General features: G+C 68.0%; 20 protein-coding genes and 2 pseudogenes. 10 read left to right on the top strand and 12 right to left on the bottom strand.

Annotated elements, in window-relative coordinates:
* Positions 1–147: 147 nt before the first annotated feature.
* From ACTJI2_RS08475 to fghA, 3 genes and pseudogenes are all read left to right on the top strand, one after another.
* A complete protein-coding gene (locus tag ACTJI2_RS08475) occupies positions 148–423 on the top strand; it encodes a metal/formaldehyde-sensitive transcriptional repressor (protein WP_203321950.1) in 276 nt (91 codons plus the stop codon).
* Positions 424–503: 80 nt separating this feature from the next.
* Positions 504–1,613 (top strand): S-(hydroxymethyl)glutathione dehydrogenase/class III alcohol dehydrogenase, encoded by a 1,110-nt coding sequence (locus ACTJI2_RS08470; protein WP_192199025.1) that lies wholly within the window; start codon positions 504–506, stop codon positions 1,611–1,613.
* Between the two features lie 18 nt (positions 1,614–1,631).
* Positions 1,632–2,456: pseudogene (gene fghA / locus ACTJI2_RS08465) on the top strand (S-formylglutathione hydrolase); the annotation flags it as partial.
* 14 nt (positions 2,457–2,470) lie between these two features.
* Here the strand turns inward: fghA and ACTJI2_RS08460 are convergent.
* Positions 2,471–2,803 (bottom strand): annotated as a pseudogene (locus ACTJI2_RS08460) (hypothetical protein); the annotation flags it as partial.
* Positions 2,804–2,878: 75 nt separating this feature from the next.
* Entirely contained in the window at positions 2,879–3,826 is a 948-nt protein-coding gene (locus tag ACTJI2_RS08455; protein ID WP_183640532.1) for a DegV family protein, read from the bottom strand.
* A gap of 261 nt (positions 3,827–4,087) precedes the next feature.
* Between ACTJI2_RS08455 and ACTJI2_RS08450 the strand changes: the two genes are divergently transcribed.
* Positions 4,088–5,794, top strand: coding sequence for a sensor domain-containing diguanylate cyclase (locus tag ACTJI2_RS08450; protein ID WP_440841757.1), 1,707 nt, complete (start codon positions 4,088–4,090; stop codon positions 5,792–5,794).
* A 30-nt stretch (positions 5,795–5,824) separates the two neighbouring features.
* On the opposite strand, the gene ACTJI2_RS08445 is transcribed toward ACTJI2_RS08450, so the two are convergent.
* From ACTJI2_RS08445 to ACTJI2_RS08435, 3 genes are all read right to left on the bottom strand, one after another.
* Entirely contained in the window at positions 5,825–6,217 is a 393-nt protein-coding gene (locus ACTJI2_RS08445) for a DUF1761 domain-containing protein (protein WP_440841755.1), read from the bottom strand.
* Between the two features lie 130 nt (positions 6,218–6,347).
* Positions 6,348–7,616, bottom strand: a complete 1,269-nt coding sequence (locus tag ACTJI2_RS08440; protein ID WP_440841753.1) for an amidohydrolase family protein — start codon at positions 7,614–7,616, stop codon at positions 6,348–6,350.
* The gene (locus ACTJI2_RS08435; RefSeq protein WP_203321948.1) at positions 7,613–9,034 is read right to left on the bottom strand and encodes an amidohydrolase; all 1,422 of its coding nucleotides are present in this window, start codon (positions 9,032–9,034) and stop codon (positions 7,613–7,615) included. Before ACTJI2_RS08435 ends, ACTJI2_RS08440 begins: the two co-directional genes overlap by 4 nt.
* A 111-nt stretch (positions 9,035–9,145) precedes the next feature.
* Between ACTJI2_RS08435 and ACTJI2_RS08430 the strand changes: the two genes are divergently transcribed.
* The 3 genes from ACTJI2_RS08430 (at position 9,146) to ACTJI2_RS08420 (ending at position 11,108) form a co-directional block, all read left to right on the top strand.
* A complete protein-coding gene (locus ACTJI2_RS08430) occupies positions 9,146–9,922 on the top strand; it encodes an AMP nucleosidase (RefSeq protein ID WP_183640544.1) in 777 nt (258 codons plus the stop codon).
* On the top strand, positions 9,919–10,467 hold the full coding sequence (locus tag ACTJI2_RS08425; RefSeq protein ID WP_318288279.1) for a GNAT family N-acetyltransferase: 549 nt from the start codon (positions 9,919–9,921) through the stop codon (positions 10,465–10,467). The genes ACTJI2_RS08430 and ACTJI2_RS08425 overlap by 4 nt, the downstream gene beginning before the upstream one ends.
* A gap of 101 nt (positions 10,468–10,568) precedes the next feature.
* Positions 10,569–11,108: a DUF924 family protein gene (locus tag ACTJI2_RS08420; protein WP_440841750.1), complete on the top strand. Its 540-nt coding sequence runs from the start codon at positions 10,569–10,571 to the stop codon at positions 11,106–11,108.
* 360 nt (positions 11,109–11,468) lie between these two features.
* Here the strand turns inward: ACTJI2_RS08420 and grxD are convergent, their stop codons facing one another.
* Positions 11,469–12,398: a Grx4 family monothiol glutaredoxin gene (grxD, locus tag ACTJI2_RS08415; protein WP_183640549.1), complete on the bottom strand. Its 930-nt coding sequence runs from the start codon at positions 12,396–12,398 to the stop codon at positions 11,469–11,471.
* Between the two features lie 54 nt (positions 12,399–12,452).
* Here grxD and ACTJI2_RS08410 point away from each other — a divergent pair, with 54 nt between their 5' ends.
* Positions 12,453–13,244 (top strand): polysaccharide deacetylase family protein, encoded by a 792-nt coding sequence (locus ACTJI2_RS08410; protein WP_183641383.1) that lies wholly within the window; start codon positions 12,453–12,455, stop codon positions 13,242–13,244.
* A gap of 94 nt (positions 13,245–13,338) precedes the next feature.
* Here the strand turns inward: ACTJI2_RS08410 and ACTJI2_RS08405 are convergent, their stop codons facing one another.
* The 3 genes from ACTJI2_RS08405 to ACTJI2_RS08395 are packed head-to-tail and all read right to left on the bottom strand — an operon-like array spanning position 13,339 to position 15,783.
* Positions 13,339–13,983 carry an SGNH/GDSL hydrolase family protein gene (locus ACTJI2_RS08405; RefSeq protein ID WP_440841748.1) on the bottom strand — a complete coding sequence of 215 codons (645 nt, stop codon included), beginning with the start codon at positions 13,981–13,983 and terminating at the stop codon, positions 13,339–13,341.
* Positions 13,984–13,994: 11 nt separating this feature from the next.
* Positions 13,995–14,498 (bottom strand): hypothetical protein, encoded by a 504-nt coding sequence (locus tag ACTJI2_RS08400; RefSeq protein ID WP_440841747.1) that lies wholly within the window; start codon positions 14,496–14,498, stop codon positions 13,995–13,997.
* A gap of 7 nt (positions 14,499–14,505) precedes the next feature.
* Positions 14,506–15,783 (bottom strand): aminotransferase class I/II-fold pyridoxal phosphate-dependent enzyme, encoded by a 1,278-nt coding sequence (locus tag ACTJI2_RS08395; RefSeq protein ID WP_318288282.1) that lies wholly within the window; start codon positions 15,781–15,783, stop codon positions 14,506–14,508.
* Positions 15,784–15,873: 90 nt separating this feature from the next.
* Here ACTJI2_RS08395 and rsgA point away from each other — a divergent pair, with 90 nt between their 5' ends.
* Positions 15,874–17,001 carry a ribosome small subunit-dependent GTPase A gene (rsgA, locus tag ACTJI2_RS08390; protein WP_440841745.1) on the top strand — a complete coding sequence of 376 codons (1,128 nt, stop codon included), beginning with the start codon at positions 15,874–15,876 and terminating at the stop codon, positions 16,999–17,001.
* 301 nt (positions 17,002–17,302) lie between these two features.
* Positions 17,303–18,559 (top strand): flavohemoglobin expression-modulating QEGLA motif protein, encoded by a 1,257-nt coding sequence (locus ACTJI2_RS08385; RefSeq protein ID WP_192199036.1) that lies wholly within the window; start codon positions 17,303–17,305, stop codon positions 18,557–18,559.
* A gap of 3 nt (positions 18,560–18,562) precedes the next feature.
* Here ACTJI2_RS08385 and ACTJI2_RS08380 read toward each other — a convergent pair whose 3' ends face one another.
* From ACTJI2_RS08380 to ACTJI2_RS08370, 3 genes are read right to left on the bottom strand one after another with little or no spacing between them, the layout of a single operon-like run.
* Entirely contained in the window at positions 18,563–18,958 is a 396-nt protein-coding gene (locus ACTJI2_RS08380) for a RidA family protein (RefSeq protein ID WP_440841743.1), read from the bottom strand.
* Positions 18,959–18,989: 31 nt separating this feature from the next.
* Positions 18,990–20,417, bottom strand: a complete 1,428-nt coding sequence (locus ACTJI2_RS08375; protein WP_440841741.1) for an N-acyl-D-amino-acid deacylase family protein — start codon at positions 20,415–20,417, stop codon at positions 18,990–18,992.
* Positions 20,417–21,280 carry a MurR/RpiR family transcriptional regulator gene (locus tag ACTJI2_RS08370; protein WP_183640567.1) on the bottom strand — a complete coding sequence of 288 codons (864 nt, stop codon included), beginning with the start codon at positions 21,278–21,280 and terminating at the stop codon, positions 20,417–20,419. Before ACTJI2_RS08370 ends, ACTJI2_RS08375 begins: the two co-directional genes overlap by 1 nt.
* Positions 21,281–21,297 lie beyond the last annotated feature (17 nt).

Genomic DNA, 21,297 nt, shown 5'->3' with positions numbered 1-21,297 from the left:
GGGAATGCTGCAAGCGGGTGCCGGTCTCCACCAATCGATCCCGATTCGTGCTCCTTTGATCTGCGGGAAGCCATGGAGCGGTCATCAAGCCCTTCAATCCGGGCAGTCGCTCGGATACCATACCCCAGTATGGGATAGGAGGCGGCCATGCCCCACACCGAGGTCGAGAAGAAGCGGGTACTGACCCGGGTGCGGCGCATCCGCGGCCAGGCCGAGGCGCTGGAACGCGCGCTGGAGGCCGGTACCGAGTGCGGTGCGGTGTTGCAGCAGATCGCGGCGATCCGTGGCGCGGTCAACGGGCTGATGTCGGAGGTGATGGAAGCCCACATCCGCGAGGAGTTCGGCCAGCCGGCCCAGTCCGACGCGCAGCGCCAGGCCCGGGTCCGTGAAATGGCCGGGCTGGTGCGCTCCTATCTGAAATGAACCCGCCGGACGATGGCACGGATTCGTGTCCTCGTCCGCACCGTCGTGCCGTCATCCCAGGAATACGCAGGAGAATCCCCATGAAAAGCCGTGCCGCCGTCGCCTTCGCTCCCGGCAAGCCACTGGAAATCGTCGAGATCGACGTCGCCCCGCCGCGGAAGGGCGAGGTGCTGATCAAGATCACCCACACCGGCGTCTGCCACACCGATGCGTTCACCCTGTCCGGCGATGATCCGGAAGGGTTGTTCCCGGTGGTGCTCGGCCATGAAGGCGCCGGCATCGTGGTGGAAGTGGGCGAGGGAGTGACCAGCGTCAAGCCGGGCGACCACGTGATTCCGCTGTACACCGCCGAATGCGGCGAGTGCCTGTTCTGCAAGAGCGGCAAGACCAACCTGTGCGTATCGGTGCGCGCCACCCAGGGCAAGGGCGTGATGCCCGACGGCACCAGCCGCTTCAGCTACAACGGCGAACCGATCTACCACTACATGGGCTGCTCGACCTTCAGCGAGTACACCGTGGTGGCGGAGGTCTCGCTGGCGAAGATCAATCCGGAGGCCAACCCGGAACATGTCTGCCTGCTCGGCTGCGGCGTGACCACCGGGATCGGCGCGGTGCACAACACGGCCAAGGTGCAGCCCGGCGACTCGGTCGCGGTGTTCGGACTCGGCGGCATCGGCCTGGCCGTGATCCAGGGTGCCCGCCAGGCCAAGGCCGGGCGCATCATCGCGATCGACACCAACCCGTCCAAGTTCGAGCTGGCGCGTGAATTCGGCGCCACCGACTGCGTCAACCCGAAGGACTTCGACAAACCGATCCAGCAGGTGATCGTCGAGATGACCGGTTGGGGCGTCGATCACAGCTTCGAGTGCATCGGCAACGTCAACGTGATGCGGGCCGCGCTGGAATGCGCGCACCGCGGCTGGGGCCAGTCGGTGATCATCGGCGTGGCCGGCGCCGGCCAGGAAATCTCCACCCGTCCGTTCCAGTTGGTCACCGGCCGCAAGTGGATGGGCACCGCCTTCGGCGGCGTGAAGGGACGCAGCCAGTTGCCGGGCATGGTCGAGGACGCGATGAAGGGCGACATCGAACTGGCGCCGTTCGTCACCCACACCATGGCACTGGATGCCATCAACGAAGCGTTCGACCTGATGCACGAGGGCAAGTCGATTCGTTCGGTGGTCCATTACTGATTCCGGAAAGGCGAACACATGCAACGCATCGAACAACACGCCTGCTTCGGCGGCTCGCAGGAAGTCTGGGCCCACCGCTCGACGGTGCTGGACTGCGACATGCGGGTCGGCGTGTACCTGCCGCCGCAGGCGAAGACCCAGCGCCTGCCGGTGCTGTACTGGCTGTCCGGGCTGACCTGCACCGAGCAGAACTTCATCACCAAGGCCGGCGCGCAACGCTACGCCGCCGAACATGGCGTGATCCTGGTGGCGCCGGACACCAGCCCGCGCGGCGATGACGTCGCCGACGCGGAAGGCTATGACCTGGGCAAGGGCGCGGGTTTCTACCTCAATGCCACGCAGTCGCCGTGGTCATCCCACTACCGCATGTACGACTACGTCGTGGAAGAGCTGCCGGCGCTGATCGAGGCGCACTTTCCGGCGACCGGCGCGCGCGGGATCAGCGGGCACTCGATGGGCGGGCACGGCGCGCTGATCGTGGCGCTGAAGAACCCGGGCCGGTATCGCAGCGTGTCGGCGTTCTCGCCGATCGTCGCGCCGGCGCGCGCACCCTGGGGCGAGAAGGCGTTCACCACCTATCTGGGCGAGGACCGCGAGGCCTGGAAAGGCTGGGATGCGAGCGAACTGGTCGGGCATGCCAGCGAACGCCTGCCGCTGCTGATCGATCAGGGCGAGGCGGACGAGTTCCTGGATGGCCAGCTGAAGCCGCAACTGCTGCGGGACGCCTGCGACCGGGCCGGGTATCCGCTGAGGCTGCGGATGCGGCCGGGATACGATCACAGCTACTACTTCATCGCCAGCTTCATCGGCGAGCACATCGCCCACCACGCGGCGGCATTGCGGGCCTNGGCGGCCGAGACGTCGCGCAGTTCCCAGGCGCTGCCGGACAGCAGGCGCAGGCGGTGCTTCAGCACCTGGCCGGGAATGGAGGTGGTCGCCACCAGCACGATCCGCAGATCGTCCTGCTGGCCGGAAACGCGGGCGCCGGGATCGGTCAGTCCCAGTCCGGGATCGACGTCATCGGGGTCGTCCTGCTTCAGCCGCCAGCGCTGGAACAGGCCATCGCTCTGCAGCGCCGACTGCAATTGCGCCGCGAATTCGTCGGCGCCGTGGGCGGTGAAACTGAGTGCCGGATCGCCACCGCGGGCGCGGTCGGGGTCGGGCAGGCTGATGTAGTAACGCACGGCCATACGAGCCTCTCGTCCTTGGGTGGCTAAGGTTAGCGATCCCGAGCGTTAGCTGTCCGTTATGACGGCGACGCAGGCTTAAGCCGGCTTGAACACGTGCGGTTCGGAGGCGAACCCCACCACCATCGCACCCTTGCCGACGTTGACCATGCCGGTCAGGCTCATGACGCTCTCGAACACCTCGACGTTGTGGTTGGCGCAGATGTCGCGCAGGCGCTGGTAGCCGGGCAGGGAACGCATCTCCGCCAGTTCACCGCCGTAGCCCAGGCACACGGTGGGTGTCATCAGGCCGTCCATCACCCGATGGCCGGTAAACCGGAACAGCTGCTCGACCGCGTTGTCGAATCCCTTGATCTTGGCGACCGGCTCGGTGTTGCCGGCATGCCCATGCAGCACCGGCTTGATGTCCAGCGCGCTGCCCAGCGCGGCGCTGAGCAGGCCGACGCTGCGATCGCCCTTGGTCCGCGCCCGCGCCCGCAGGTAATACAGATCGCGGGGAATCATGTAGCCGTGGGTGTGGTTGGCCAGTTCCTCCAGGCGCACCCGGATCTGTTGCACGCTGGCGCCGGCCGCGCGCATGCGCACCGCTTCCACCGCGGTGACGCCCTGCGCGGCGAACAGGTTCTGGGTATCGATCACCCGCAGCGCGAACGGCGAGTTGAAACCCGCCGCCTGCCGCACCGGCTTGTAATCGTTGAGGATGGCAAAGCTGGCCTGCATCGCGTTGTCGTGGATCGGGCTGCGCGTGCGGGTGATGGTCAGGCAGAACACGTGGTCGTAGTCCATCACCAGCTTGCCCAGGAACAGATCCCGGATCTGGGCGACGGAGAATGGCGTCGTCTCGGCCTCGTGCCCGCGCTCGGCCACGTGCGCATGGAGGAAGCTGAGCGTCGCTTCCTCGTCGCGGTGATCGGTCAGTACGGCGTCACCGATGCGCACGGTGATCGGCAGCAGGATGATGTTGTTGTCGCGCAGGAAATCCTGCGGTAAATCACAGGCGGAGTCGACGACGATTCCGATGCGCATCTTTGCCCCTCCCGGCAGGTATCGCATTGTCAGCCATCGCACGCTAGCGCAAGCGGTCCGCCGCGTCGCGTCCCGGAAGTGGGATTGTGCGAGCGGTCACTATATGGCGGGTGTCGTCACACTAGAAACGAGATTACAGACAGGTCTCATCAGAGACTCATGGCTAAATATTAGTGTGACTATCATCACAAAATAACCGTCTTTCCCCTTGTGGCACGGGGGGCCCATGTCCACACTTCCGCCCGCAGGACAGGGAGCGGCATGAAACTGGGGTGGGTGTGGATTCTGCTGGGGACGGCGCTGACGCAGCCGGCGGTGGCGCAGGAAGGCGGCATCGCGCGCGTTGATCCCATCCTGCCCGTCGTCGCCACGCAACAGGCCGACCAGACCGCGGGCCTGTTTTCCGAACGCCGCTTCGAGCAAGCGCTTGCCGATGAAGCCAATCCGACCACGCCCGGCCCGCACGTGCTGGGCAACGGCGAGTGGCGGCTGCAACCGCAGGGCGGCATCGAATCGCCATTGCTGGTGGTGTACCACCCGTACAGCGCGCGGGTCACCGTCCTGACCGGGCCCGGTGTTGCGCCGGTCAGCCATCGCCTGTTCGACCCGGATCTGGATCCGCGCTATTCCCGCCATGCGCTGGTGTTTCCGCTGGCCGGCGACGCGCCGGTCTACGTGAAGGTGGAGGACGCGCGCTACCCGTTGCACGTCAAGGTGGAGTCGCGCGCCGAACACGCCGCGTCCGACCTCCAGCACACCCGCATGCTGATGATGGCGATGGGCGTGACGCTGGGCGTGTCGTTGACCGTGCTGCTGTTCTGGTTGGTGCTGCGCGAGCGGGTCTACCTGCTCTATGCCGGTGCCATGCTCGCGCAGATGCTGTATGTCCTGTGTTCCTACGGCGAAGCGTATGCCCTGCCGGGCCTGCGGGTGCTCTGGCATTTCGGCGCGCCGGGCATCTGGTACATCGCCACCCTGGCGACGATGCTGACCACCGCCCTGATGATCGAATACGCCGATCTGCGCAGGCACACGCCGCGATTGACGTCGTGGATGCGCTGGACCGGCATCCGCCTGCCGGTGCTGGCGTTGCTGTTCCTGCTGCTGCCCTGGCCGGCGCGGAAGGACTGGTTTCCCGATCTCGGCAATGGCCTGTTCCTGCTGACCCACGCCCTCAGCATCCTCAGCCTGGCGCTGGCCGGGCGAAACGGCAGCCGCCATGCCGCCTACTTCCTGGCCGCGTGGGTGCCGCTGATGGTATTCGGCATCTGGCGCGCGGTGCGGATCAGCCTTGGCATGCCGGTACAGGATTGGCTGGATTACGGCTATCCCTTCGTCCTGGGCTACGCCTCGGTGGTGATGGCGCTGGGCCTGGCCGATCGCATGCTGACGTTCCGCCAGGAACGCGATACGGCCAAGGAGCACGCCGAGCGCGATGCGCTGACCGGCGTGCTCAACCGTGGCGGCATCGAATACCGGCTGGACTGGGCCATCCTGGAACGCCGCCGCGAACACATTCCGCTGTCGCTGCTGTTCATCGACCTGGATGTGTTCAAGCAGATCAACGATCGCCATGGACACGCCTTCGGCGATCACTGCCTGCGCGCGGTGACCCGGGTGATCAGCGAGGAGTTCCAGTACGGCGATCAGTTGGGGCGGCTGGGCGGCGAGGAATTCGTGCTGGTGCTGACCGGCGTGGATGGTCGCGCGGCCGCGACGCTCGCCGAGCGCGTGCGCGCCAAGATCGCGCGGCATTGCCGGGTGGTGGACGAAATCGAGGTTGGCCTGACCGTCAGTGTCGGGGTGGCCGAATGCACCGCCGAGGACACCGTCGCCAGCCTGATCAAGCGCGCCGACGAAGCGATGTATCGCGCCAAGCGCGCCGGAGGCAACCAGGTGGTGGCGGGAGACGATCCCGCCTCCGGCGTCGCGGCGAGCTCGCGCTGGGCGGCCGACAACGAGGGCTGATCGCGCTCGCTGGCTCCGCGCCTCGGTTCCTCAGTGCCAGAGACCCAGGATCAACCCGTACAGGGTGAACTGCAGGGTGTGGTAGCCGCCGTCGATCAGCCACAGCTTCAGCGAGCGGCCGGCGAACAGGTAGTTGATGCCGAAGCTGGCGGCGACCCAGCCCACTCCGGTGACCGCGCCGGTGCAGACGGCGACGCCCAGCGCGGGGCGCGGACCCAGGAACCAGGCGAACACGGCCGCCGCGATCAGGCTCAGCACGAAGGCGCCACCGAAAATGCGTGCCGGATGGCCGTTGGAGGCGTCCGGATCCACGCCGGCCTCGCGGCACCACGCCTGCTTGAACAGCGGGCCGTACCAGAGGCCTCCCAGCAGGAAAGCCGACGCCGCGGCGGCCAGCACCGCCAGGACATTGATGTGCTCCATTTGCCGCTCCCCGAGGCCGGATGACGCGCCAGTGTAGGCGCGTCATGGATGTCTGGACAGGCGTGCCGGGGTGGGCGATGCCCGCGCCGCGCATGGCCCGGCCGGCTGGCGCCGGCCGGATTGTCTTTCCTCAGCGGCTGTAGGCGCGCGGCAGGGCGCCGCTGTCGCGCAGATAGCGATCCCGCAGTTCGGTCTGGCGCGAACGCATCGGCATGGCCTTGCCGCCCAGCCAGATCTGCTCGGCGGTATTGATCACGTCCAGCGGATCCCCGCTCCACAACACCAGATCGGCCAGCTTGCCCGGCGCAATGCTGCCCAGTCGATCGTCCACGCCCAGTGCCTGTGCCGGTACCCGGGTCAGTCCCGCCAGGCCCTGTTCCCACGGCAGTCCGTTGGCGACCGCGTTGCCGGCGTGCTGGCGGATCTTGCGCGCGTTGTGCGAGGCGTCGCCGGACTGGGTGAAGCCGACGCTGACGCCGGCCGCGTCCAGCCGCTTCGCGTTCTCCAGGGTCGCGCCGATCTGATCGAAGTCCGACGGCAGCGCGGCCAGTCCGTCGATGAACACCGGTACCCGCGCCTGCGCCAGTTCCGGCGCCAGCTTCCACGCTTCGGCGCCACCGCTGATCGCGATGCGGACGTTCTCTTTCTTCGACCAGCGCAGCAACTGGCGGATGTCGGCGGCGCGGTTGACGCCGATCACCAGCCGGCCATTGCCGGCCAGGTATTTCGCCAGCGTGGCGCGGCCGGCCGGTGTGAGCAGGGCGTGCGGTGAATCGGCCGGAATGCGGCCACGGGCTTCGGCGACCAGCTGGTCCAGCAGCATCCACTGCGCCGCGCGCGAGTTGCCGCTCAGGCCGGACGCGCCGCCGCCGAGGCGGACGAACAGCGCACGCGGCCCGATCGGATCGGCGCTGCCATCCAGTCGCACGACGCCACCCTGGCCGGCGATGAAGGACGCGCCGGTGCCGGCGCCGAGCAGGGTGAAGCCCAATCCTTCCACACGCGCCACCGGCACCAGCACCGAGGCCGGGTTGTAGGCGAGGGTGACGTCGAACTCCGGCCGCATCGGCTGCAGGTTGCCCAGCGAGACCGAACTGTCGTCGGTGGCCTGTTCGCCGGAGACCTCCTCCACGCCGATCTCGGTGATACCGGCGAACAATGCCGGCGTCAGCGGCTTGCCCGCCGCGTCGACCACGTCCACGCCCGCGGGCGCGGCCAGGCCGGTGCCGACGGACTGGATCACGCCGTTGCGGATCAGCACGTCGGCATGCTTGAGCGTGCCCTGCGCGGTGGCGGTGTGCACGGTGGCGTTGCGAATCAGGACGTCCTGCGCGAAAGCGGGTGTGGCCGCGACGGCGGCGGCCAGCAGGCACAGGCGACCCAGCAGGTGGCGGCTCATCGCGACACCTCCTGGCCGAGCAGGAAGTCCGAGACGGGTTGGCGGCTCCGGTCGTGGCGGTCGTACACGCGCGCGCCGTCGATGTAGACCTGTTCGGCCTGCGCGTACACGCTGAAGGGGTTCTGGTTCCAGATCACCACGTCGCCCATCTTGCCCGCCTCCAGGGTGCCGGTCTGCGCGGCCACGCCCAGCGCCTTGGCCGGATTGGCGGTGAGCCAGCGGATCGCGTGTTCGGGCGCGATCTCGCCCATGCCGGCGCGGCGCGCGCTGGCGATCACCTTGGCCGCCTCCTGGTTGAGGCGCTGGATGCCCTCGTCGGAATCCGAATGCACGATCGCGCAGCTGTTGGCGGGACGATCGACCAATGCGATGTTTTCCTGGATGCCGTCGAAGGCTTCCATCTTGAAGCCCCACCAGTCGGCCCACAGGGCGCCGCAGACGCCCTCGGCGGCCAGCCGGTCGGCCAGCTTGTAGGCTTCCACGCCGTGGTGGAACGCGGCGACCTTGAAGCCGAACTCCTTGGCCAGGTCGAGCATGGTCGCCATCTCGTCGGCGCGGTAGCAGTGGATGTGCACCAGGATGTCGCCGTGGATCGCGCCGGCGAGGGTGTCCAGCTTCAGATCGCGCTTGCCGCCGCTGTCGCCGCTGCTGTCCTGGCCGTCACCGGAGCCGCGCTGCCACCAGCGCTTCTTCTTCGGTTCCGACTCCTTCGGCGCATTCTTTTTCAGGTATTCGGCCGCATCGATGAAGGCGGCGCGGTAGCCGGCCACGTTGCCCATCCGGGTCATCGGCGGCACGCCCTTGCCGCCATACACGCGCTTGGGATTTTCGCCGCAGGCCATCTTCAGTCCCCACGGCGCGCCCGGGAACTTCATGCCCTGGTAGGTGGTGGCGGACACGTTCTTCAGGGTCACGCCGCGCCCACCGACCAAGTTGGCCGAACCGGGCAGCACCTGCAGGGTGGTGACGCCGCCGGCCAGCGCGGTGTGGAAAGCGGGATCCTGCGGCCACACCGAATGCTCGGCCCAGACGTTGGCGGTGACCGAACCGGTCATCTCGTTGCCGTCCTGGTGCGCGCGCGCGCCGGGACTCGGGTAGACGCCCAGGTGCGAATGCACGTCGATGATGCCGGGGGTGACCCACTTGCCGCGCGCGTCCACGCGGGTGGCGCCTTCCGGCGCCTGCAGGCCGCGCCCGACCGCCGCGATGCGGCCTTCCTGTACCAGCACGTCGGCATCGTCCAGGCGTTCGCCGGTGCCGGTCAGCACGGTGGCGTGTTCGATCAGTACCGGCGCCGAACCGAGCGGACGATAGGTGCTGGGATAGGGATCCTGGATGAAGCGCGAGGCCGGCGTCGCCGCCTGGGCCGTGGTGCAGAGCAAAGCCAGGCCGAACCCGGCCATCAAGGTCAGTCGCATGGTGTATTCCCCGGAAGGTGGCTGGACCCTAACCCGGCCCGTGCCGGCTTGCCAAGTGCGGGAGGCCGTGCGTGCGAGAATGGCCTGATAACAACGAGAACGAGGATGCCCATGAAGGACAAGAACGAAATCGTCGACAACTGGCTGCCGCGCTACACCGGGGTGCCGCTGGACCAGTTCGGCGAACACATCCTGCTGACCAACTTCGGCGGCTACCTCAACACCTTTTCGCAGCTGACCGGCGCGCCCATCGTCGGCCTGGACCGGCCGATGGCCAGCGCCACCGTCGACGGCATCACCATGATCAACTTCGGCATGGGCAGCCCGAACGCGGCGACGATGATGGATCTGCTCTCCGCGATCATGCCCAAGGCCGTGCTGTTCCTGGGCAAGTGCGGCGGCCTGAAGAAGAAGAACCAGCTGGGTGATCTGGTGCTGCCGATCGCGGCCATCCGTGGCGAAGGCACCAGCAACGACTACCTGCCGCCGGAAGTCCCGGCGCTGCCCGCGTTCGCCCTGCAACGCGCGGTCTCGACGATGATCCGTGATCTGGGCCACGATTACTGGACCGGCACTGTCTACACCACCAACCGCCGCGTGTGGGAACACGACGACGCGTTCAAGGAACGCCTGCGGGTGATGCGCTGCATGGCGATCGACATGGAGACCGCGACGGTGTTCGCCGCCGGCTTCGCCAATCGAATTCCGTGCGGCGCGCTGCTGCTGGTCTCGGACCAGCCAATGATTCCGGAAGGGGTCAAGACCGAGGCCTCCGACGCCAAGGTCAGCTCGGCGTTCGTGCAGAACCACATCAACGTCGGCATCGAGGCGCTCAAGCTGATCCGCCGCAACGGCAAGTCGGTCCGGCACCTGAGGTTCGACGAGTGAGCCAGGCGACGGAACGGCCGGTGATCCGCGTCCGCCGCGCCGCCCTGGGCGACGAGCAGGCGTTGGCCGCGGTGGGCGCGGCCAGCTTCCTGGAAACCTTCGCCGGGGTGCTGGAGGGCGCGGACATCCTGCGCCATTGCCAGGATCAGCATGCGGCGGCGCTGTACGCGCGCTGGCTGGCGGATCCGGAACTCCGGATCTGGCTGGCCGAACTCGAGCCCGGTGCGGCGCCGGTGGGCTATCTGGTGCTGTCCCCGGCAAACCTGCCGGTGTCGGACCCGCAACCCGGCGATCGCGAGGTCAAGCGCATCTATCTGCTGCACCGCTTCCAGGGCCACGGCATCGGCGCGGCGTTGATGCGCGCGGCCATCGACGAGGCGACCGCGCTGGGCGCGCCGCGCCTGCTGCTGGGCGTATACGCGCACAACCACGCGGCGATCGCGTTCTATCGCAAGGCCGGCTATGTGCCGGTCGGCGAGCGCCGGTTCCAGGTCGGCGGACGCGAATACGACGACCAGCTGCTGGCGCTCGCACTGCCGGGCTGAATCCCGCGGCACGTCCACGGAACGCTGCGTGCGGCGGCCGATGCGCCGTCGCGCCGCCGCAGCGGTTAGCCTTGCCGGCGGACACGAATGGAGATTCCGAGATGAGCGACGCCCGCCGCGTGATCGAGTTCTGGCGCGATGCCGGCTACGAAAAATGGTTCGCCCGCGATGAAGCTTTCGACGATCGCTTCCACGACGAGTTCCGCGAACTGCACTTCCGCGCCGCGCGCCGCGAACTGGAAGGCTGGATGGACCAGGCCGAGGGTGCGCTGGCGCTGGTCCTGCTGCTGGATCAGTTTCCGCGCAATTGTTTTCGCGGCAGCGCGCACTCCTACGCGACCGACGGATTGGCGCGCCACTACGCGGCGCGCGCGGTCGATGCCGGTTTCGATGGAAGCGTGGAACCGGCACTGAGGATCTTCTTCTACATGCCGTTCGAACATTCCGAGGCGCTGGCCGATCAGCAGCGCTCGCTGGATCTGTTCAACGCCACCGGCGACGCCAACTACATCCGCTACGCGCAGCTGCACTACGACATCATCGCCCGCTTCGGCCGTTTCCCGCACCGCAATCAGGCGCTGGGACGCGGCTCCACGAACGAGGAAATCGCCTATCTGGCCGAGGGTGGTTTCAGCGGGTAGGGTGGCCGGGTTCCGTGGACGACGGCGGCTTTGCTCCCGGCCTGCCCCCATCCGCCCCCGTATCACGTACGGGGCAAGTTCTTCGGGCACCTTCCCCCGCACGCGAGGGAAGGATGTCGCCCACTTTTCTGGTTACCGGGGATAGCCAAAACATTCCCCTCCCCCGCCTGCGGGGGAGGATGGGTGGGGGCCGCATCCGGAGCACGTCGTTCCGCCGTGCATGCGCAACGGCGAATGCCCCCACCTTCCCCGCATGCGGGGAAGGAGAACGCGGGAAGTCCGGACCGGCTCGAATCCCCACGCGCACGGCAAAAAAAAACGGCGCCTTCCGGCGCCGTTTCCTCTTTCGATGATGATTGCTCAGTACTTGTTGATCGTACCGTCGACCTCATCGGCCCAGGCATTGATGCCGCCGGTGACGTTGTAGACCCGGGTGAAGCCGCGGGCGCGGAACTCCTCGGCAGCCTGCTGGCTGCGGCCGCCGCTGCGGCACAGGAATGCCAACGCGGTGTCCTTGGGCAGGTTTTCCAGATCCGCGCGACCGTTGCCGTCGAAGGTCTTGAACGGCACCGCGACCGCGGCCATGGCGCGCTCGTCGGCCGGACGCACGTCCACCAGCAGTACCTCGCCGGCGCGGACCTTGGCATCGGCCTCCATCGGCGACAGCGCCTGCACCGGCTTGGGTGCATTCGGGTTGTCGATGGCCAGGCCCTTGCCGCGGATGTCGTCGACCCAGTCGATGGTGATGCCGTCGGCGCGGCGCGCGCTACCCAGATCGAACTGCACGCGCACGCCGTTGGACTCGGCGGCGATGGCGTTGGCGTCGAACTGCGCCAGCTGGAAGTTGGGCTGGAACTGGGCGTTGATCGCCAGCGCCAGCGTGGCGCCCGGGCCGGCGTCGGCGACCGCGTTCTTCAGCATCTCGGCGGCGGCCGGGGTGATGGTGATCGCCGGCGGCGTGCGGTCCGGCGCGTCCAGGCCGAGCAGGCCGGCCAGTTCGCCGGAATTGGTCATCTGCTCGATGATGTCGCTGCCGCCGACCAGCTCGCCGTCGATGTACAGCTGCGGGATGGTCGGCCAATCGCCATAGGCCTTGATGCCTTCGCGGATTTCCTGGTCGGCCAGCACGTTGACGTGCGCGTAGTCCACGCCCAGCGCGCCCAGCGCGCCGACCGCCTTGGCGGAGAAACCGCACTGCGGCATGTTGGGCTGGCCCTTCATGAACAGCACCACGCGGTTGGACTGCAGGAGGGATTCGATACGGGCGCGCAGGGCGGGGTCGAGGGACATGGACGGCTACCGGAAGGCGGAAAGGGAATTTTACGCCCCATGGCATCATGGGGCATGACCCGCGCAAGAACACTGCATCGCGTCCCGCGCCGGCCCGGCTTGATATTGGGCCTGTTGGCGTTGTCGCAAGTGGCGGTCGCGGCGGTGTGGTGGCGCTGGGGATGGCGGGTCGGCCTGCCGGCGATGCTGCTGACCCACCTGACCGTGGTCTGGGCGACCCTGTACCCCCGCGCGACCCTGCTGTGCCCGGCGCTGTCCCGCCTGCCGACGACGCGGCGCGAGGTCTGGCTGACCATCGACGACGGGCCGTCCGCGGACACCGCGCCGATGCTGGATCTGCTGGAACGCCATGGTGCCCGGGCCACGTTCTTCCTGGTTGGCGAGCGGGCGCTGGCGCAGCCGGAACAGGTGCGGGACATCCTCCGCCGCGGACACGGCATCGGCAACCACAGCGCCAGCCATCCGGACACCCGTTTCTGGCGGCTCGGTCCGGCCGCGATGGAGGACGAGATCGGCCGCAACCAGTCGCTGCTGACGGTGGTGTCCGGTCAGACGCCGCGCTGGTTCCGCTCGGTGGTGGGGATGACCAATCCCTTCGTCGGGATGTCGCTCAAGCGCCATCGATTGGCTCGCGTCGCCTGGAGCGCGCGCGGGTTCGACGGCGTGGATTGCGATCCTGACCAGGTGCTGGCGCGACTGACGCGCGACATCGCGCCCGGCGCGATCGTGCTGCTGCACGAAGGCGCCGCGCACGGGCACAACGTCGAGATTCTCGCGCGCCTGCTGGAATGGCTGGCGCGGGAAGGCTATGCCACCGTGGTGCCGTCGGAACACCCTCCCGTGTAGAGCCGAGCTTGCTCGGCTGAATCCCGCCGAAGGCCCTGCGTCCCGGGCACAGCCGAGCAAGGCAGCCGAGCAAGCTCGGCTCTACGCGAATGGATCAGGCGTGGGCGAGCAGGCGATGCGCCACCGGCAGGGCCAGCCGGGTCCATTCGGCGTACATGGCCGCGGACGGATGCAGGCCGTCGTCGGCCAGCATCGCGGCTTCGGCGCCGCGCGCGCGGCTGGCCGCGGTGATATCGACGAAGGCCACGCCGCGTTGCGTGCAGGCCAGCCTTGCGGCCTCATTGTAGGCATCCAGTTCGCTGGCGATGCGGGCGGTGTCGCGGCCTTCCTTCACCGCGAAGGGGGTCACGCCCCAATCGGGAATCGACAGCACCAGCACCCGTTCCGGCCGGTTGCCGGCGAAACCGATCGCGCGCCACAGCAGCGCCGCGAACTGCACGCGGTATTCCTCGACGTCACGACCGCGGTACTGGTTGTTGACGCCGATCAGCAGGCTCACGAAATCATGCGTGCCCAGCGGCTCCTGCGCGGTGATCGCCGCGTCCAGTTCGTCGGTGCTCCAGCCAGTGGTGGCGATGATGCGCGGGTCCGCCAGCGGAATGCCTTCGTTGCGCAGCGCCTGCGCGAGCTGCACCGGCCAGCGCCCGTTTTCGGGCACCGATTCGCCGATGGTGTAGGAGTCGCCGAGCGCCAGGTAGCTCAATTCGGGCAGCAGGGCGGTGGTGTGTGGAGTGGCCATGGGAGCGCTCTTCAGCGTGAACGGAGCCATTCAAGAAGATCGTTCAAGGCATCTTCCTGGACTTCAAGAAGTACCTCGGCGATGCGGGGTTCACCCACGGAAGCCGCGATCAGCGACAGCGCGGATGCCCTCGTATCCTGCTCCTTCCCGTCCCGAAGATATACAAGGGCGGAACGGGCGAGGCCTTCCAACGCCGCACGATAAGCTTGGGCGAATTGCTCTGGAACTTCGTGTCCCCGGTTCGCGCGGGCAATCTCGATGCTGGCCGGGAGTCCAAAGAAACTGGGTGTGGCCCGTTCCGGGGCCTTGGCCAGAATCGCCTCCATCGCCACTACCGCAGCGAAGGATGCGGAATAGACATCGCCTTGATGGCAAAGCGCGCTCCAGAGAGTAAACCAGGGTTCGCTCTCGGCTTCCGGTTCGGTTGGAAAGTCATGGAGCTGCTGGAGGAGCGGAGGAATTCCCGCTGCACTCCCATAGGCATCGTGCAGCAGGTTCCAGTCGACTCCGGACATCACGCCATCAGGCCGCGGCGGGGCGGCGTCCCTTGATCGGCACCACCTTGGTGGCGGCCTCGGCGCGGCGATCCAGGGCGCGGCCGATGCGGACGAAGACTTCGCGCATCACCGCCGCCTCGGGCAGGAAGGTGACGCGGAAGTGGTTGCGATAGGGCACGTTGAAGCTCGAACCGGGCACCACCAGCACGCCTTCGGTTTCCAGCAGGTCCAGGGCGAAGGCGTGATCGTCGAATCCCTTGGCGGCATCGCCGACCACCGCCGGGAACGCGTACAGCGCCGCGTCCGGACGCACCAGTTCCAGGTGCTCGCTGGCGTCGCAGGCCTCGATGATCGCGCGGCGGGTCTCGTACAGGCGTCCGCCCGGCGAGCACAGCTCGGTGATGGTGTCCGGACCGTTGACCGCGGCTTCCACCGCGTACTGGCCGGGCACGTTGGCGCACAGGCGCAGCGCGCTCAGCAGATCCATCGCCTGCAGGTACTCGCGCACCCGTTCGATGCTGCCGGACACCACCGCCCAGCCGACCCGCCAGCCGCAGGCGCGGTGGACCTTGCTCAGGCCGCTGAAGGTGATGCAGGGATGATCGCCGGCCAGCGGCGCGACCGGCTCGAACCGCGCGCCGTCGTACAGCACCTGGTCGTAGATTTCATCGACCATCAACAGCAGCTTGTGCTTGGTCGCGATGGCGACGATCCGCTCCAGCAGCTCGCGTGGATAGATGGCGCCGGTCGGGTTGTTCGGGTTGATCAGCACGATCGCCTTGGTACGCGAGGAGATCAGCTGTTCGATTTCGCCGGGATCCGGCAGGAAGTCGTTTTCCGGCGTGCAGCGGTAATAGACCGGGCGGCCGTCGTTGAGGATGGTGGCGGCCGACCACAGCGGGTAGTCGGGCGACGGCACCAGCACTTCATCGCCCGGGTTGAGCAGCGCGCGCAGCGACACGTCGATCAGCTCGCTGACGCCGTTGCCCATGAACACGCGATCCGCGCTGGCATGCGGGGTGCCGCGCCGGGCATAGGCGGCGGCGACCGCTTCGCGCGCGGCCGGCAGGCCCTGCTGGTGGGTATACGGGTCGGTGTGGTCGATGTCGCCCACGATCGACTTCTGCAGATGCGCCGGGGCACGGAAACCGAAGGCGCCGGGGTTGCCGATGTTCAGCTTGATCAGCTTGCGTCCCTGGGCCTCCAGCTCGCGAGCTCGCCGAGCCAGCTCGCCACGGATTTCGTAACGGACTTCGGAGAGGCGCTCGCGCACGGGCAGCTGGAAGGGGGACGGGGCAGACATGGCAATGGTTTTGGGGAGTTGGACGGCCAGCTTAACGGAAATTTATGCAGCCGCGCGCCGCCCGGTTTAACAGGCGTCTAGAATCCCGCCATGCCCGCAAATCCCGCACACGCCCCCCTCGACCTCGCCTCCCTGCGCGCCATCGGCTGGCCCTGGCCTGGCGAACCGGAGGACCCTGCCTGGGCGGCCCTGCTGGCGGTCCACCCGGCGGCGCGGCCTGCCAGGGTGACCGAGCAGCACCGCTCGGGGTATGTCGTGGCCGACGGCCCGGACACCGCCATCAAGGCCGAATCCCTGCCCGAATGGCAGCGCCGCCCCGGCTTCCGCAAGGACGGGTCTCCCGCCCACGAGCGTCCGGCGGTTGGCGACTGGGTGCTGCTGGAAGGCAAGCGCATCGTCGCCCTGCTTCCGCGGCACACCGGCATCAAGCGCGGCGCGGCCGGCGAGCACTACCAGCAGCAGGTCATCGCCGCCAACGTGGATGCCGTCTTCATCGTTTCGGGCCTGGACGCGGACTTCAATCCGCGCCGGATCGAGCGCTACCTGCTGCTGGTCGGCAGCGGCGGGGCGCAGCCGGTGGTGGTGCTGACCAAGGCCGACCGCCATGAATACGCGAGCGATGCCATCGAAGCGCTGGCCGACGTGACCGCGCAGGACGTGCCGGTGTTCGCGCTCAACGCCAAGGATCCCGACGGCGTGGCGGTACTGGCGCCCTGGTTGCAGCCGGGCCATACGGTGGTGCTGGTCGGTTCCTCGGGCGCGGGCAAATCCACCCTCACCAACACCCTGCTGGGCGACGACCGGATGAAGACCGGCGAGGTCCGCGAGAGCGATTCGCGTGGTCGCCATACCACCACCCATCGCGCGCTGATGCCACTGCCGTCCGGCGCCTGCCTGATTGACACCCCCGGCATGCGCGAACTCAAGCCGACCGGCGAAGAGGATCTGGTCGAAGGGGGCTTCGCCGACATCGAGGCATTGGCCGAACAATGCCGCTTCCGCGATTGTTCGCACCAGCGTGAACCCGGTTGCGCGGTACGCGCGGCGATCGAGCGCGGCGAGCTGGACGAGGAACGCTTCCTCAATTACCTGAAACTGCGCGACGAAGTCGCCAGCGCGGCCGGCAAGCTGGCCACCCGGCTGGCGCAGAAGGCCGAAGCCCGCGTGCAGGTCAAGGCGCTCAACAAGCGCCTGGACGACAAGTACGGACGCCACTGATGCGCCGTCACCTCCCTTGTAGGAGCGACGTGAGTCGCGACGGCGACCCGGTTGGAAGCCTTCTGGATTTCGATCAAAAGCTCGCGACTCACGTCGCTCCTACAGGTTGCAGCCGGTATGCCGGACAGCTTGACCGCGAAGTGCCCATGCAGGACGCCAGGATGCGACCGACGCGCCATCTCCTCTCTTGTGGGAGCGACGTGAGTCGCGAAGGCGACTCGGTTGGAAGCCTTCTGGATTTCCGTCAAAAGCTCGCGACTCGCGTCGCTCCTACAGGGTGGGGCGGATGCGAGGCATCGGCATGGACACGATGAACCTGTCTGCCGACATCGCCCATCATGCCGCGCTGGACGCGCGCCTGGTCAAGGCGGTGCGCGGCATCAAGCTGCTGAGCCTGGCGAGTTGGCCGGCCGCGTTGCAGGCGCCGTTCCTGGAAGGAATGGAGCGCGGCAATCCGCGATTGCCGAAAGTCGAATACCCCAAGCTGGATTTCAGCGAGGCCCGCCGCGAACTGGAAGCGATCGCGCATGCCGCCGATCCGGCGCATCCGCTGGGTCGCTATCTGCGCGAATCGGTGGACAGCTGGTCGGTCGCCGCGCAGTTGCTGGAATGCCTGGGCACGCCCGCCGTGACCGCGCATTCGATCACCCTGTTCGGCACGCCCGAAGCGCCCTTGCCCGGCAACGGACCGACCACCCGCGACGCCGCCCGCCACTTCATTGCCATTGCCCAGGACATGGATCGCGAGTTGCTGGCGCCGGAAGAACAGATCCCGGTGTCGGCGACCGCGCTGCAACTCCAGTTGCAAGGCGACCTGGATGATTTCTTCGATGCGCGGGTGATCACGGTGGAGCTGGATCCGGATCTGATCGCCAAGGCGGCGGCCGGCGCCACCCGCATCCGCCTGCGCCATGGCGCCGCCTTCAGCGACTACGATCGCCGGCAGCTCCTGCAACACGAGGCGCTGGTGCATTCGCTGACCGCGCTCAACGGCCGCGAGCAGCCCTTGTTCCCGAGCCTGGCATTGTCGTCGCCGCGCATCACCGAGACCCAGGAAGGGCTGGCGACCTTCGCCGAGCAGATCACCGGCAGCATCGACATCGAACGGATGAAACGGATCAGCCTGCGCATCGAGGCGATCGCGATGACCCTGGCGGGTGCGGATTTCATCGAGGTGTACCGCTACTTCTGCGAGGCGGGCCAGAATCCGGCCGAGAGCTTCGCTTCGGCGCAACGCGTGTTCCGCGGCGTGCCCACCAGTGGCGGCGCGGCGTTCACCAAGGACACGGTCTACCTGCGCGGCCTGATTGCCGTGCACACCTTCTTCCGCCATTCCCTGCAGCGGGACCGCCTGCAACTGTGCCGGCGCCTGTTCGCCGGCAAGATGACGCTGGGGGACGTGGCCCTGTTCGAGCCATTGTTCGACGGCGGCGTGCTGGCGCCGCCACGCTGGCTGCCGACCTGGGTCAGCCGCGCCAACGGCCTGGCCGGCACGCTGGCGTTCTCGCTGTTCGCCAACCGCATCCGCATGGACCAGTTGACCGAAGTACCGGTGTGACGGTCAGCGCGCGGGGCGCTTGTAAGCCACGCAGTCGACCTCGACCTTGCAGTCCACCACCATCCGGTTCTCAACGCAGGCGCGCGCGGGCGGATGCTCGCCGAAGTAGTGCCGGAACACCTGGTTGAAGGCGGCGAAGTCGCGCGCGTCGTCCAGCCAGACGCCGCAGCGGACCACGTGTTCGGGGCCATAGCCGGCCTCGGCCAGGATTGCCAGCACGTTGCCGATGGCCACGTGCGATTGCTCGGTGACGGTGCCGCCGATCAGCTCGCCGTCGCGCATCGGCACCTGGCCGGACACGTACAGCCAGCCATCGGCCTCGACCGCGCGCGAGAACGGCATGTGCTGCCGGCCCTGGCCGATGCCGCCTTCGGCGCCATAGCGCTTGATGTCGCTCATGTGGATACCTCTCGGATTTCGGGAAGATTCTTCAGGCCGGTGCAAGGAAACGGCCGCTGCGCACCCGGGTGACCGCGCTGCCGTCGTAGGCCAGTTCGCCGTTCACCCACACCGCGTCGATGCCTTCGGCGGCGCGCATCGGATCGTGATAGTCGGCGGTATCGCGCACGCGTGCCGGATCGAACAGCACCAGGTCCGCGTGCCAGCCCTCGCGCAGCAGGCCGCGCCCGGGCAGGGCGAAGCGGCTGCCGGGCAGGCCGGTCATCTTGTGCACGGCTTCGTGCAGCGGGAACAGGCCCTCGTCGCGCGCGTAATGGCCGAGCACGCGCGGGAAGGTGCCCCACAGGCGCGGGTGCGGGCGCGGATCCCGCGGCAGGCCGTCGGATCCGATCATGGTCAGCGGATGGCGCAGGAACCGGCGCACGTCTTCCTCGTCCATGCAGAAATACACCGCGCCGGCCGGTTGCAGGCGGTTGGCGGCTTCATGCAGCGACACCCGCCAGTCGGCGGCGATCGCGGCCAGCATCCGTCCGCCCTGATCCGGATGCGGTTCGGACCAGGTAATCAGGATGTCGTAGGCGTCGGTGACCTGTTTCAGGTCCAGGGTGGAAGCGCTGGCCGCGTACGGATAGCAGTCGCAGGCCACGTCATGCTCGCCGGCGGCGTCATCCAGCCACGCCAGCACTTCGCGGCTGCGGCCCCAGTTGTCGATGCCGGCGCATTTCAGGTGCGACACCCGCACCGGGGCGCCGCTGTGGTGGCCGACCGCGCGCGCTTCGTCCAGTGCGGGCAGGATGCCGGCGAACTCGTCGCGCAGATGGGTGGCGTAGAGGCGATCGGCGGGCAGATCGCGGGTCAGTTCCAGCACCTCGCGCGCGGGCGCCGCGAACGCGGAGGCGTAGGCCAGCCCGGTGCTCAGGCCAAGCGCGCCCTCGGCGATCGCCGTGCGCAGTTGCGACCGCATCGCCGCGATCTCCTCGTCGCTGGCGGCGCGATCCAGCCGATCCATGTGGTTCTGGCGCAGCGAGGTGTGCCCCACCAGCGCGGCGACGTTCAGTGCCGGACGTGCGTCCTCCACCGCGCGCCGGTAGTCGGCGAAGCGCGGATAGCGGAACTCGCCCGGCTCGCCGAGCAGGTTCATCGGGTCGGGTACCGCGTCGGCGGTGTTCACCGGACTGGCGCTGATGCCGCAGTTGCCGACCACGATCGTGGTGACGCCCTGCGACAGCTTGCTGGTCATGGCGGGATCGCGGATGACTTCCAGATCGTCGTGGGTATGCACGTCGATGAAGCCCGGGCTGACCGCCCGCCCGCGGGCGTCGACGACGCTCGCCGCGTCGCCGTCCAGGCGGCCCATCGCGGCGATGCGGCCGGCGCTGACGCCGATGTCGCCGCGCGTGCCGGCGGCACCGCTGCCATCCAGCAGCAGGGCATCGCGGATCAACAGGTCGTAACGCATCAATCCCCCAGCGGCAGGCGATTCTCGCCGCCGCGGTAGTTGTCCAGCGCGAACTTGATCCGGCGCAGCCGCTCGCGGCTGTCGTCGGCGATATGCAGCGCCAGGGTGGTGGCCAGCACGTCCACCGCCAGCATCATCGCGTAACGCGAGGCGGATGGCTTGAACACGAAGTCGGTTTCGTCGATGACGATCGGCAGCAGCCAGTCGGCGCGCTCGGCCAGCGCGGTGTCGGCGCGGGTGATCGCACCGACCTTCGCACCGTAGCCGCGCGCGATGTCCACCGCCGACAGGATTTCCGGGGTGATGCCGCTGACCGACAGCGCCACCACCATGTCCTCCGGGGTCAGGGTCGCGGCGACGACCTTCAGCGAGATCGCATCGCTGTAGGCGGCGATCGGGCGGCCGAAGCGGACCAGCCGGTTCTGCAGCTCCAGACCGAACACGGTCGAGCAGCCACCCATGCCGAACACGTAGATCATCCGCGCCGAGGCCAGCGCCTCGGCCAGCGACTGCACCACCTGTTCCTGCAATCCGCCGACGTTGCGGCGCAGGCAGCTCTCGATGTCGGCGCAGATCTGCGCGTACAGCGCCGAGCTGGGCGGGGTGTCCTGGTCGTCGAGGAAGCGCTTGCCGACCGCGCTGGCCTCGGCCAGGCGGGCGCGCAGTTCACGCACGTTGTCGCAGTCCAGCGCCTTGGCGAAGCGCGAGATCGCCGCCACGCTGACGCCCGCCTGTTCGGCCAGTTCGGCGATGCCGGACTGCGCGGCACCGTCGATGTCGGCCAGGATGGTGTCGGCGATCCGCCGCTCGACCGGGCTCAGCTCGTGCAGGCGCTGCTTGAGGTGGTAGACGATGTCGTACATGGCGGTCTCCGGCCGGT

This window comes from Pseudoxanthomonas sp. 22568, from assembly GCF_052044485.1.
Classification (GTDB): domain Bacteria; phylum Pseudomonadota; class Gammaproteobacteria; order Xanthomonadales; family Xanthomonadaceae; genus Pseudoxanthomonas_A; species Pseudoxanthomonas_A beigongshangi.
This window is presented reverse-complemented; position numbering and strand designations above follow the sequence as displayed.